Genomic DNA, 12,966 nt, shown 5'->3' with positions numbered 1-12,966 from the left:
CCATGAGCGGAGTGAGCGATGTCCGAGCGGACATCTCGCGATGGCGCGCCGCGACCCGAGCGGTTCCCACCGGTGACGTCGACGGTCGACGCGTCCTCGTCGTGGCCAGCTTCACCGCCAATGCCATCGACGCCGGCCTCGGCCTGAGCCTGCTCGACGGGGAGGGTCTGACCCCCTCGGTGGCGCACCACGACTACAACCAGATCTTCCAGCTGTGTCTGGCGCCTGCCGAACACGTCGCTCCCGACATCGACGACGTCGTCGTGCTCTGGCGGATCGAGGACGTGTTCGAACGCGACTTCCTTCGCTGGTCGAACGGCGACGACGGGGCAGGCGCCGCGCTCGACGAAGCCGCGGAAGCCCTCGGTCGCGCGGTCGCCTCGTGCCGTTCGCAGATCGACGCGAACGTCATCGTGTCCGACGCTCCGGTGCCGATCGGGTTCGGACTCGACCACGCCGACCCGTCGGAGCTGACCTCGCTCGCCTCGCTGCAGCGCGACGTCAACGCGGCGTTCGACCGAGGGCTCGCCGACGCGCCGGTCGAACGGGTCCGGCTCGCCGCGCTTCAACTCGCGTCGGGCACCGCCAACTCCTTCGACCGCCGCAACTGGCTGATGTACCGCCAGCCGTTCACCACCGAGTTCGCGCACGTGGTCGGCCGGTCGATCGCCGAGGTCGTCCTACGCCGCACCAGCGCTGCACCGAAGGTGCTCGTCCTCGACTGCGACAACACGATCTGGGGCGGCATCGCCGTCGACGACGGCATCGGCGGGCTCGAGGCCGGCGACGCGTTCCCCGGGTCGGCCCATCGAGCTTTCCAGATGGCGGCGCGCCGCCTGCGCCACCGTGGCGTGCTGCTGGCGCTCGCCAGCAAGAACGACCCCGAGACCGTCGTGCAAGCGTTCGACGAGGTCGACGGCATGGTGCTGACCGACGACGACATCGCCGGCCGGCGGGTGTCGTGGGACCCGAAACCGCAGGGCATCGCCGAACTCGCCGACGAGTTCAACCTCGGTCTCGATTCGTTCGTGTTCGTCGACGACAGTCCGTTCGAGGTCGGGTCCGTCAACGAGCAGTTGCCGTCCGTGCGCACCCTGCTGGTTCCCGAGGACATCGAGGCGCTCCCCGACCTGTTGGCGGAGTCGGGCTGGTTCCGGAACATGCAGGTCACCGACGACGACCGCGAGCGAACCGCGCGCATCCGGGCCCAGGGCGGGCGCGAACATGCGGCGACCACGATGACGCACGGCGAGTTCCTCACATCGCTCGGTCTGACGGTTCGCCGCATCGAGGTCGGCTCGTCCGACCTCACGAGGGTCACGCAGCTGATCAACAAGACCAATCAGTTCAACTTGACGACCGTGCGCCGCTCCGAACCGGAGGTCGCCGATCTCGTCGAACGCGACGACGCGATCGTGCTGGCCTACGCCGCCGACGACCGCTTCGGCGAGTACGGCATCATCGGCGTGGTCATCGCAGTGCGTGACGACGAGCAGTGGTCACTCGACACCGTACTGATGAGCTGCCGGGTGCTCGGACGCGGCGTCGAGACCGCGATGCTCGCCGACTCGGTGTCGGTGCTCCGCGCCGACGGCGACCTTCCGATCGCCGGCCGGTACGTCGCGACCGACCGCAACGGGATGGTCGCGGAGCTGCTCGCCGATCACGGCTTCGAAGCGACCGGCGGGGCGGGCGAGGTCGTCCTGCCTCCCGGCCGCGCACCGTCGATTCCCGACCACATCGAGGTCACCGCCCGGTGATCCCGGTCTTCGATTCGTTCGACTACTTCGCCAGCCTCTTCCCGCTCCTCCTGGTGCTGGTGCCGGTGCTGCTCGTCGTGCGCGCCACCGGCGCGCGGGTCGCGCTGATCACGCTCGCCGGCCTCTACCTGCTCGCGTTGATCGCCCCGCGCCTGGCCCTGTTCCATCTCGTGTTCTGGCTCGTCGTCGCCGCACTGCAACCGCTGGTGGCCGCCACCGGCGAACGTCGCGCCGGGCTCGCAGTGCTCGCGGCCGCGTTGGGCGTCACCCTGCTGCCGGTGGTGCTCTGGAAGGTGTGGCCGATCGAGTTCGTGATCGAGTTCAACGTGCTCACGCACGATCTGGTCGCGTGGCCGTCGACGTGGATCGAGGCCCTCGATTACACCGCACCGATCCTCGCACCGATCGGGCTGTCGTTCGGGGCCTTCCGCGCCGCCGACCTGCTCGTGCGGAGCCACCTCGGGCTGATCGACCGGTTGCGTCCCGGCCGTGTGCTCGCGACCGGGCTGTTCCCTCCCCTGCTCGTCGTCGGGCCGATCGCCTCCTACGACGAGACCGAGAAGACGCTGATCGATCGGGTCCCCCTCGAACGTGAACGGCTGCTGTCGGGCACCTCGCAGATCCTGACCGGGTTGTTCAAGGTCTTCGTGATCGCCTACCTCCTCGACTGGTCGGTCGAGATCTTCGCGTTCTACGCCGACAACGCACCGTGGCGGTTGTGGGTCGGCTTGATCGCGTTCACCTGGTTCTTCTATGTGAACTTCGCCGGCTACTCCGACATGGCGATCGGGGCAGGCACGCTGCTCGGGGCGAACCTGCGACCGAACTTCGACCGGCCGTACCGGCAGACCACCCCGGCCGCGTTCTGGAACAGTTGGCACATCAGTCTCACCCGGTTCCTGCGGATCAACGTGTACACGCCGCTGGTCGCCGGCCACCCGCGTCGCCAGTACGCCGGCACGACGATCACGATGCTGCTGATCGCCCTCTGGCACGGCGTGTCGTGGGCGACGCTCGTGTTCGGCCTCTACCACGCCGCGTTCCTCGTCGGCCATCGAGTCGTCTCGCAGCGCCGGCCACCGTCGACCTCACCGGTGGCGCGGTACGCCAAGTCGGTCGGGATCTTCTCCTGGTTCGGTGCCAGCCTGCCGCTGCTGCACCTGTCGCTCGACGGTGCCGTCGACTTCTACGGTGCGATGCTGGGGGTCGCAGCATGACCCGTGTCCTCCGCATCCTCACCGACCGCTTCGGCGTGTTCCGCACCTGGCCCAGTTTCGTCCGGGTGGCGGCGTGGGCATTCGCATGGACGCTGATCATCTCGGCGGTGCTGGCTCCGTCGCTCCCTCGATACACCGATCGCGCCCACTCCCCCGACAACCCTCCCTCGAACGTGCGGTACGTCGGGCCGATCTCGAGGACCGACTTCGCCGGGTTCCTCCCACCCGATCACGCGGACGGCTCGTTCACCGTGGCCTGGATCGGCGGGTCGGAGGTCAAGCTCAACACCGTGTCGGTGCCCGGTGCGGTCGAGAACCGCATCGACGCGGTCGGTGGTCGTCCACTGCTGATCGACAGCTACAACGTGATCGCGCCCCGCCTCATCGACATGCTCCGCGCGGTCGACACCGCGATCGACCACGACGCCGACGCGATCGTGATGGCCCTGAACCCGGCGTGGGCCCGCAGCGAGTGGTCGATGCGCGACTGGACCAACCTCGACGTGTCGAACCTCGGCCTGCTGTTCGAACGACCCGCGACCGCGTCGTGGGGTGCCCTGCTCACGTCGCCCGCCGACGTCGCCTGGCGGGCGAGCCGAGCGCTGATCCCCCTCGTCGAGGTGCAGTCACGGCTCAACGAACGGGCCGACGACGAGTCCGACCGGCTCGATCTGATCGTCGCACCCGACGAACCGGCTGCGGCCGACCCCGGCGACCCGCGGCTCCCGACCGAACCGAGCACCTTCTGGATCACGCAGGCGTACGGCCCCGAGCGGGTCGAGGACGACGACGTACGGGTGCGCACGCTGATGGAGGGCATCGGTCCCAGCCGCGACGAGGCCCGGTTCTTCGTCGACGCGCTGATCGATCGACTCGCCGACGCCGACGTGCCCGTGTTCATGTACACCACGATCTTCGACCCCGACAGCCTCGCCGACCCCGAGTTCGACGCCGCCGCCCGAGACGTCGAGGCGTTCTGGGCGTCGGTCGCGGCCGATGTCGACGACCCGATGATCGAGATCGAACCACGCTCGATGAGCCGGGACTTCGACAGCGACGGGCTCTTCATCGACCACGTCCACATGAACGACGCCCAGCCGTTCGGCGACGTGCTCGTCGAGCGGCTCTGTGCGCAGTGGACCCGAATCGACCCGAACTGGAGTTGTTCGTGAAATCGCCGATCCGCACCCACCTCGCCGAAGCCGCCGTCGGCCTCGCGATCGCGCTCCTGCTGCTCTGGGTCGCGATCGCCGCGGTCAGCGACGTGCCGTTCGTGTACCAGGGGCTCTGACCCGCCGCACCAGTCGCCGCGGCGCCCCCGACAACCCTGCCAGCAGCGCCCGGCGGTGCACCGACCGCGGCGCACGACGCAGCCGCCGGATCGAGAGCCACAGTGCACGCACGATGGTGGTCGGTGCGCCGAACCGGAACGCCGTCCACAGCCGGTTGCGCTCCTGATGGAACCGCGTGCCCTCGGTGTCGGCGCCCGTCGACGTCCCCCGTCGGTGCTCGACCACCGATTCGGGCACGAGCACATACCTCCACCCGATGCGTCGCCCGCGCAACGCCAGGTCGACGTCCTCGTAGTACAGAAAGAACGACTCGTCGAACCCCCCGGTCGCTCGGAGGAAGCGTGGGTCGAACACGACGGCGCCTCCGTTGAAGATGTCGAGGTCGCTCGCCGACCGGTCGGCAGGGACCGGCGCCCCGTCGCCGATGTCGGATCCGGCGCCGAACCGGTCGAGCTCGACACCGAGGCTGGTCACGACCGCGTGGTCGGCACCGACCAGCATCGGCTGCGCCGCCCCCACGTGAGGCGCCGCCAGGCGATCGGCGAGCGGAGGGAACCAGCCGGGCTGCACGACGACGTCGTCGTTGAGCAGCGCGATCGCCGTGGCGTCGGCGACCGCGGTGAACCCCCGGTTGGCCGCCGCGCCGTAGCCCGGGTTGTCCAGCACGATCAGCTCGACCCTGTCGGCGAGGTCGTCGGAGACGACCGCCCGCCCGCCGTTGTCGACCACCACGATGCGATCGATGCCGCCGGCGTCGACGACCGAGCGCAGACACCGGTCGAGCACCTCGGCGGGTGCCGAGTAGGTCACGACGACGGCGGCGTACACGCGTCGAACGGTACAGTGCACCGCCATGTCTCCTGCGACTCTCGTCACCGGCGGCGCCGGATACATCGGCGCCCACACCGTTCGTGCACTCCGGGCGGCCGATCGCCGGGTCGTCGTGCTCGACTCGCTCGAGCTGAGCACCGCCGACGCCGTGATCGACGCCGAGCTGGTGGTCGGCGACATCGGTGACAGCGACCTCGTCGCGCAGACCTGCCGCGAGCACGACGTCGACACCGTGGTCCACTTCGCGGCGTACAAGAACGTCGGCGAGTCCATGGTCGAGCCGGCCAAGTACTTCCACAACAACGTCGACAACACCGTTCGACTCCTCGACGGCATCCGGCGGGGCGGCGTCGACCGAATCGTGTTCTCGTCGTCGTGTTCGGTCTACGGCACTCCCGAGCGGGTACCCGTCGACGAGGGCCAGGCGATCGCTCCCGAGTCCGTGTACGCCGAGACGAAGGCGATCGTCGAGCGGGTCCTGCACTGGTACGGCGAGATCCACGGACTGCGCAGTGTCAGCCTTCGCTACTTCAACGCCGCCGGAGCGAGCTTCGACGCCCGCATCGGCGAGGACTGGACCTACGCGCTCAACCTGATCCCGGTGGCGATCCGGGCGCTGCTCACCGGTGGCGCACCGCTGCAGATCTACGGCGACGACTACCCGACACCCGACGGGACCTGTATCCGCGACTACATCCACGTCGACGATCTGGCCGCGGCACACCTCGCGGCGATCGACTACCTCGGCAACGGCGGAGCCACCACCGCCGTCAACGTCGGCACGGGTGTCGGGTCGTCGATCAAGCAGGTGCTCGACGCGATCGAGTCGGTCGCCGGACGGCCCGTCCCGCACGAGTACGTCGATCGCCGCCCCGGCGATCCGGTCACCACGTTCGCCGACACGTCCACCGCGGAGTCCGTGCTCGGTTGGCAGGCCAAGTACGGTCTCACGGAGATCGTCGAGACCGCCTACCGGTGGCACGAACGCCAGCTGACGGCCGAACACGCCGGCTGAACACCGGCGACACCACGATCGGAGCGCCATGACACCCGACACCACGAACGACGCCGACGACCCCGGAACGTTGCGGCTGGGGGTCGTGCGTGCGTCCGGCGCCTCGACCGATCCCACGATCGCCGAGATGGAAGCTCGCGTCGTTCGCGCCGAACTCGAGCGTCGGGTGGGACCCGTCACGCTCGACCTGCGCACCGACGGCAAGACGGTCGGCCCATGGCTGCCCATGGCGCACGCGGCGTGGCCCGGCGACGTCGACGCGACGATCGACATCGACGACCTGGGCGAGCGGGCGCCGCACCTCGTCGCACTGTTCGGACGCACCGTCGAGCCCGACGCAGCCGACGTGCGGTCGCGCATGCTGGAGCACCTGGGCGTGCTCCCGACCGGTGAGACGGCACTCACCGACGAACTCCTCGTCGACCTGCTGCCGGCACCGGCGCGGCCGACCGATCTCTGGCTCGTCGTACGGGCAGCAGCCGACCCGGCCACGAGCGACCCGGCACATCGCCCCCTGCGTCTCGAGCCCGGGGCGGACGCCGTCGCAGCGATCGACCGCTGGTTCGACGATGTGGTCGCCGCGGTCCCGACCGACACGACCATCACGATCGCTCGGCTCCGAGCCGAGAACATCGAGCTGCGGAGCCGGCTCCGGCACGCCGACGACGAACTCGTGCGCAACGAACGTGAGTTGCTCGAACGCATCGAGCTCCTCACCGCCGAACGCGACTCGCTCGGCGAACGGCTCGACCGGGCCCAGCTCGATCCGACGGGCGGGCCGTCCGCGTGACGGCCGTCTGGCACGCCACCGCAACCCGGTCGGCGGCTCCGGTCGTTCGGATACCTGCGTCCGACGGCCCCGTCGACGTGTCGTTCGTGACCGTGACCTACGGGACCGGACCGCTGGTCGTCGACGCCATCGCCGCCATCGCCGAGTCGATGGCCGACGTCGATCTCGACTACGAGGTGATCGTGGTCGACAACGAGCACCCCGTCGCAGCCCGGCGCTCCCGCAACGAACTCGCGCTGTCGACCGCCGGGGTCAGGATCGTGTCACCTGGCCGGAACCTTGGGTTCGCGGGCGGATGCGAGCTCGGCGCTCTGCACGCAACGGGCCGGATCCTCGCCTTCGTGAACCCCGACCTCGTCGTCCACGCCGGCTGGATCCGCCCGTTGATCGACCAATTGGGCGGCGACGCGTCGATCGTCGCTCCGGTGTTCATCGAGCCCGACGGCCGGGTACAGGAGGCGGGCCACGTACTGTTCGCCGACGGTTCGACGGCCCCCATCACGTCGCCGTCGTCACTCGGTGGCAGCGACGACCGGCAACCCGACTACGCGTCGGCCGCATGCTGGCTGATCGATCGCAGTGAGCACGAACGCCTCGGCGGGTTCGACGCCGCGTTCCACCCGGCCTATTACGAAGACGTCGAGTTCGCGCTGCGCGCCGGCCGGCTCGGCGGCGGCCTCCGCGTCGTACCCGACGTGGCCGTCGTCCACCACCGCGGCATGGGCACGCACGGGTCCTCCCTCGCCGCCGATACGTCGGCGCAGCGCGACGAGCTCCTCGCCCGTGTCCCGCGGATCAGGTGGTCGCAGCCGCGACCGCCCGACGCGATTCGCTGATCGCCGACCACAGTCCGTCGACGAGGTCGCTGCCGTCGGCAGCGTGCGTCGACAGCGCCCGGTCCTCCGGTGTGCCGGGCCGGGGGCCCGACAGCAGCACGACGTGTCCGGGCAGCAGGCTCATCGCCGCGAGCTGCGCCCGTGGCAGCTGCTCACCGACGGCGTACACGATCGCGTCGATATCGCCCGACTCCCACGCCAGCGCCAACTCGGCGAACGGTCGGATCGGGCACGGGATGTCGCCGAGGATCTCGGGAAGGTGGTGGGCTGCGAAGGCGGCCACGTCGAACCGAGGGTCGGCGACGAGCGGGTGCAGCACCTGCTCACGCAACCGGGCGGCGTCGTCGCTCCGCTCGGGGATCAGCGGGCCGACGACCGCGATCCGGCTCGCGACCTCGGGCGGATCTCCCGGGAGCGACGATGCAGGCGGCCGCTGGACGTCGGTCATCAGTCGGTCGTAGACCCCGATCAGCCGGTCGACCGCCAGGTCCCAGGTGAAACCGGGTTCCGGCACCCGTTCGAGCACGCCGATCAGGTCCTCGTCGGTGAGCGCCCGGTGGAGGGTCGCCGTGACGTCGGCGGGGTCGAACGGGTTGAAGCGGGCTCGGACGTCGACGATCACCTCGGGCAACGACGAATTGTTGCTGCAGATGACCCGGGCCCCGCATCGGCGCGCCTCGAGCACCGGGAGGCCGAACCCCTCGTAATAGGTCGGGAACATCACCAACTCGGCGCTCTGGTAGAGCGCGACCAGCAGTTCGTCGGGCACGAACCCGGTGAACAGCACCTGGTCGCCGACACCGGCTGCGTCGGCCGCCGATTCGAGATCGGCTCGTTGGTCGTCGGTGAGGCGGCAGAACAGCACCAGCTGATGTCGGCGACGGACCTCAAGCGGCAGACCGGCGAACGCCTGGATCGCTCCGAGCGAGTTCTTGCGCCAGTCGGCGGCCGTCGGCACGAGGACGTAGCGGGCGCTGAGACCGGGCCATTCCCGACGGAGCCCGGCGATGCGGTCGGCGAGCGGCTCGGCGGGCGGTCGGAACTGGGACGACACGCCGGCGCCCAGCACCGTGACCCGCTCGGCGTCGACCCCCAGGTGGCGGACGACGTCGTCCGCGGCCGACTGCGAGTCGGTCACCACGGCATCGGACGTGGCGATCACGCCCAACCGGCGCCGGTACGCCGCGCTGGCGAACCGCTGGGCGATGTAGTGCTCCGGGAACAGGTACGGGATCAGGTCGTAGCAGGTCGTGACCAGATGACGGGCTCGGACCGGCGGGAACTGGTCGACGATACTCGGCAGCTCGAACGGCGAGTTGACGTGCAGCACGTCGACGTCACGACCGGCGACGTCGGAGAACGAGCGGAGTCGGTCGCCGAGACCGAGTTCGTCGAGGCGCTCGGGGCGGGGCATGCGGTCGTTCCACAGAAACAGGTCGACCCGATCGCGGTGCGGGCCGTCGACCAGGTGGCGCACGACCTCGGTGACATACCGGGCGATCCCGCGCTCACTGTTGCCGATGCTCTGCATCGCCTGGAGATCGAACGCGATCATCGCCGGATCAGCTCTCGTCGGGAGCGTCGTCGAGCATGGCCGCCGCGACCACGTCGGTCAGCCGTCCGATGAGGCGTTCGAGCTCGACGATGCGCTGGTCGAGCGCGCCGACATCGGCCCGCAGCCGCGACAGGACCCGGGCGTGGTGGAGCGACTGCTCGACCAGATCGGCCTCGAGATCGGCGATGACCGCCTGGAGCGCCGGCAACTCGGCACCGGCGTCGACCGACCGGATCTCGGCCTTGACCATCTCGAAGTGCTGGTTGAAGAACTCACGCAGCGGCGAGGTCGCCCCACGGGCCACTCGGCGGACGGACGGGACGCTCATGCGAAGGTGCTCATGGATCGAGGTGGCTGTCCGGATGCCACGACCGCATCACGACAGGATGCGGGCGAGGTTAGCGCCGATCTCCTCGCGCGACGGCGACTCGGCGATCCGCTCCCTGGCCCGTCGAGCGAGCGACTCGCGCCACGCCGGTTCATCGGCGGCACGCCGGAGCAGGCGCGCCGCATGGTCGAGGTCGGGGTCCGCCCACCGTGCCGGGGCTGCGTACGCCCCTTCGCCGTCACGGACCTCGATCAGTCGGACGTCGACCAGGGCCGCGCACTCGTCGTCCATCAGGTCGAGACTGCCGCCGTAGCGGCTCGCGACGACCATCGTCCCGAGCGCCATCGCTTCGGCGAGGTGCAGACCGAGTCCCTCCGACCGGTGGAGGCTGAGCAGCACATCGGACGATGCGGTCAACTCGTTCAACGCCTCCCTGCTGCACCGCTCGTCGCGCAGCTCGATCCGGTCGTCGTCGCGGATCGCCGCCCTGATGCGATCGAGCTGTTCAGGCCGCTCGGCGCCGTTGATCGTCTTGACCGTGAGGCGCACCGCTTCGCCGGCGGGGAACGCACGTCGGAACGCCTCGATCGCACCCAGTGGATGCTTGCGTTCCATCACGCTCAGGAAGTCGAACGCCACCAGCACGTCGAGTCGCGACTCGGCCCCACCACGGCGATCACCGTTCGAGCCGACGGGCGGGCGGTGCGGATCCGGCAACGGGAGCGGCACGTCGCGAACCGGGACCGCGGTCGCGGCTCGATAGGCGTCGGCGACGAACTGCGTCGGCGCCCAGATCTCGTCGACGAGCCCGATGCCCCACTGCTGTTCGTCGGGCACGTCGGCGAGCTCCCAGAAGAAGTAGCCGACCGTCGATGCGGCTCGCTCGAACGGCGCCGGCACACGTTGCGTCACGTCGGCGAGCTGCACCGCCGTCACCACCGCGATCGTCGTGTCGTAGACGACCGGACGCTCGTGCGTCGCGGCCGGCCCGCCGGTCGCGGGCACCGACCACTCGCTGACCGCCACGCCGCCGGACCGGAGCGTCGCGGCGAGTTCGCGCGCCCGCTCCCCCAGCCCGCTCGTCGCATCGAGGTAGCCGACGACGTTGACGCCGTGAGGAGCACGTTCAGCGGACCGGACGCTCACGAGCCGGCGCCGGATCGCCGCCCACCATCGGCCGGCCATCACCTCACCGACCTCGGAGCCGGGCGACGAGTCGCCGGACGGCGTTCGGCCGGGTCTCGATCGGCGGGGCACCCGACCGCAAGGGCCGTTCGAGCCAGTCGTTGCGGTTCGGCGCGAGATTCACGTTGTAGTACGGGTCGTTGTTGATCTCGGTGTGCCACCGCTGGTTGATGAACTGGTACTCCTCGGGTTGGAGCACGCTGTCCCGCGTCCGGCTCTCGAAGTGGTACCACGAGGCCCACGGCGTCCAGACGATCCGGTGTCCGAGGTCGCGGATCTTGAGGCACAGATCGACGTCGTTGTAATTGAGCGGGAGGGCCTCGGGGAAGCCGCCGACCTCGTCGAAGACCGACCGCTTCAGGAGCGAGGCGGCCGCGGTGACGCCGCTGCACTCACGGGCCACCGCGAGCGGGCGGAGCGGCCACGGCCCCGGCGAGTCGCCGCTCCATCCGAAACAGATGTGCATCAGGTCGTGGTGGTAGACGTGACCGCCGTGCTGGAGCGTGCCGTCCTCGAACAGCAACTTGCCGCCGGCCATCGCGACGTCGTCGTCGGCGAGCAACCCCACCAGTTCACCGATGCTGTCGGGCTCGATCAGTTCGGTGTCGTCGTTGAGCAGGAGCAGGAGATCTCCGCCGGCGTGCAGCACGCCGATGTTCATCTTCTCCGAGAAATTGAACGTCGGGCGGTCGTACCGGACCGCCACGAGGCGGTCGCCGAGGAGTCGGTCGAGCGCCTGCATGACCGGCTCGGGTGTGACGGTGTCGTGGACGATCACGAACTCGAGGTTGGTGTAGCTCGACGTCTCGAGGATGCTGCGGACGGCATCGACGACGAACACCCGGGAGACGCCCCACACCCGCCCGGATGATCCACGAGTGGGAATCACCACGCTCACCAGCGGCTGGTCGGCGAGGTGACGGTCGACCCGGTAGCAGCCGTCGTGTTCGGTGTGTTCGACGGTGGCGTCAATGCCGACCCGGCGACAGTGGTCGCCCACCGCACGCACACCGGCGTCGAATGCCCAGCGCTTGTTGGCGCTGTCGGAGGTGACGCTCGCTGGCGACTGACGCCAGTGGTAGAGCACCTGCGGCACGTGCGTCACCTGCCGGGCCTGCTCGGTGAGACGGAGGACCAGGTCGTGGTCTTGTGCTCCGTCGAACCCCTGCCGGAACCCGCCAACCTGCTCGACCAGTGCACGTCGCGCCATCAGGAAGTGGGTGATGTAGTTCTGGCTGCGCAGCCGTTCGGGCGAGAAGTCGGGCTTGTAGGACGGCGACGCGTAGCGACCGTCGGCCCGCAGCAGATCGTGATCGCTGTACACGACGTCGGTGTCGTCACCGACCGCGGCGAGCATCGCTGCCAGCGCGGTCGGTTCGAGTTCGTCGTCGTGGTCGATCAGTGCCACCCACTCCCCGGTTGCCGCCGCGAGAGCGTCCGTGCCGGCGGCGACGATGCCGCCGTTCGCCGTTCGCGTGACGAGGCGCACCCTCGGGTCCGCCCTGGCAGCGTCGGCGAGCACGTCCGCGACCCACGGCTTCGTCGAGGCGTCGTCGACGAGCACGTGTTCCCAATCGGTGAACTCCTGGTCGGCCACCGACCGGAGGCACGCCTCGAGATGTTCGCGTTCGGGGTCGAACACGGTCGTCAGGACCGAGATGCGTGGGGCCATCGGTCAGCTCACAGCAGGCGCGAGCGCATGGCCCGTCCGACACGCCGGCGCCCGAACCGGATCGCGCTGAACACGGTCTTCTGGAAGTGCTCCTGGTCTTGTTGCGCCCGGTCGAGCGCCACGTGCAGCTCGGCCATCTGCCCGCGGAGGCTGCCGGCTGTGGCCTCGGCGCCGCGGGCCGCGTCGCGAGCGGCCAGCAGTTCGTGGCGGAGGTCGGCGTAGCTCTGTTCGGACGGCCCGACCAGCTCACGCAGGCGGTCGATCTCGGCTCGCAACGCAGCCGGGTCGTCGTCGATCTCTGATTCGGCCATCGTCGGCGAGTGTACCGGCGGCGATACACCCGCCCGGGACACACGGATCAGAGCGCGGACACGAGTTGATACAGCGTGTTGACCGCACACAGCGCGGCCACCGTCGCCGCGACCACGAAGACCCGGCCGTACTGGATCGCCGCAGCGACCACCACGACCATCAGCGGCACGAGC

Annotated in this window: 13 protein-coding genes; 7 read left to right on the top strand and 6 right to left on the bottom strand. The window is 69.7% G+C overall.

Features of this window, described 5'->3' with window-relative positions:
• Nucleotides 1-2 precede the first annotated feature (2 nt).
• From R8G01_00065 to R8G01_00050, 4 genes are read left to right on the top strand one after another with little or no spacing between them, the layout of a single operon-like run.
• Nucleotides 3-1,760 (top strand): HAD-IIIC family phosphatase, encoded by a 1,758-nt coding sequence (locus R8G01_00065; GenBank protein MDW3212361.1) that lies wholly within the window; start codon nt 3-5, stop codon nt 1,758-1,760.
• Nucleotides 1,757-2,977, top strand: a complete 1,221-nt coding sequence (locus tag R8G01_00060) for an MBOAT family O-acyltransferase (protein MDW3212360.1) — start codon at nt 1,757-1,759, stop codon at nt 2,975-2,977. The genes R8G01_00065 and R8G01_00060 overlap by 4 nt, the downstream gene beginning before the upstream one ends.
• A complete protein-coding gene (locus R8G01_00055) occupies nt 2,974-4,149 on the top strand; it encodes a hypothetical protein (protein ID MDW3212359.1) in 1,176 nt (391 codons plus the stop codon). The genes R8G01_00060 and R8G01_00055 overlap by 4 nt, the downstream gene beginning before the upstream one ends.
• A complete protein-coding gene (locus tag R8G01_00050; GenBank protein ID MDW3212358.1) occupies nt 4,146-4,268 on the top strand; it encodes a hypothetical protein in 123 nt (40 codons plus the stop codon). The genes R8G01_00055 and R8G01_00050 overlap by 4 nt, the downstream gene beginning before the upstream one ends.
• Here R8G01_00050 and R8G01_00045 read toward each other — a convergent pair.
• Nucleotides 4,234-5,097 (bottom strand): glycosyltransferase family 2 protein, encoded by an 864-nt coding sequence (locus R8G01_00045; protein MDW3212357.1) that lies wholly within the window; start codon nt 5,095-5,097, stop codon nt 4,234-4,236. The genes R8G01_00050 and R8G01_00045 overlap by 35 nt on opposite strands.
• A gap of 25 nt (nt 5,098-5,122) precedes the next feature.
• On the opposite strand from R8G01_00045, the gene galE reads away from it, so the two are divergent.
• From galE to R8G01_00030, 3 genes are all read left to right on the top strand, one after another.
• Nucleotides 5,123-6,115, top strand: coding sequence for a UDP-glucose 4-epimerase GalE (gene galE / locus R8G01_00040; GenBank protein MDW3212356.1), 993 nt, complete (start codon nt 5,123-5,125; stop codon nt 6,113-6,115).
• 28 nt (nt 6,116-6,143) lie between these two features.
• The gene (locus R8G01_00035; protein ID MDW3212355.1) at nt 6,144-6,905 is read left to right on the top strand and encodes a hypothetical protein; all 762 of its coding nucleotides are present in this window, start codon (nt 6,144-6,146) and stop codon (nt 6,903-6,905) included.
• A gap of 86 nt (nt 6,906-6,991) precedes the next feature.
• Nucleotides 6,992-7,741: a glycosyltransferase gene (locus R8G01_00030; GenBank protein MDW3212354.1), complete on the top strand. Its 750-nt coding sequence runs from the start codon at nt 6,992-6,994 to the stop codon at nt 7,739-7,741.
• Here the strand turns inward: R8G01_00030 and R8G01_00025 are convergent.
• Genes R8G01_00025 through R8G01_00005 form a run of 5 tightly spaced genes read right to left on the bottom strand, consistent with a single transcriptional unit; the run spans nt 7,701 to nt 12,792 of the window.
• Complete coding sequence (locus R8G01_00025) at nt 7,701-9,296, bottom strand: glycosyltransferase family 1 protein (GenBank protein ID MDW3212353.1); 1,596 nt, start codon at nt 9,294-9,296, stop codon at nt 7,701-7,703. The two genes, R8G01_00030 and R8G01_00025, sit on opposite strands and share 41 nt — an antisense overlap.
• A gap of 7 nt (nt 9,297-9,303) precedes the next feature.
• Complete coding sequence (locus R8G01_00020; protein ID MDW3212352.1) at nt 9,304-9,624, bottom strand: hypothetical protein; 321 nt, start codon at nt 9,622-9,624, stop codon at nt 9,304-9,306.
• Between the two features lie 48 nt (nt 9,625-9,672).
• Entirely contained in the window at nt 9,673-10,809 is a 1,137-nt protein-coding gene (locus R8G01_00015; protein MDW3212351.1) for a glycosyltransferase, read from the bottom strand.
• 4 nt (nt 10,810-10,813) lie between these two features.
• Entirely contained in the window at nt 10,814-12,481 is a 1,668-nt protein-coding gene (locus tag R8G01_00010) for a glycosyltransferase (GenBank protein ID MDW3212350.1), read from the bottom strand.
• 8 nt (nt 12,482-12,489) lie between these two features.
• Nucleotides 12,490-12,792, bottom strand: coding sequence for a hypothetical protein (locus tag R8G01_00005; protein MDW3212349.1), 303 nt, complete (start codon nt 12,790-12,792; stop codon nt 12,490-12,492).
• Nucleotides 12,793-12,966: the final 174 nt, after the last annotated feature.

It is taken from the genome of Ilumatobacteraceae bacterium (genome assembly GCA_033344875.1).
In the GTDB taxonomy this organism is placed as follows: Bacteria; Actinomycetota; Acidimicrobiia; order Acidimicrobiales; family Ilumatobacteraceae; genus Ilumatobacter.
Note: the sequence above shows the minus strand (reverse complement) of the source record. Positions and strands in the feature narration are given on the sequence as shown.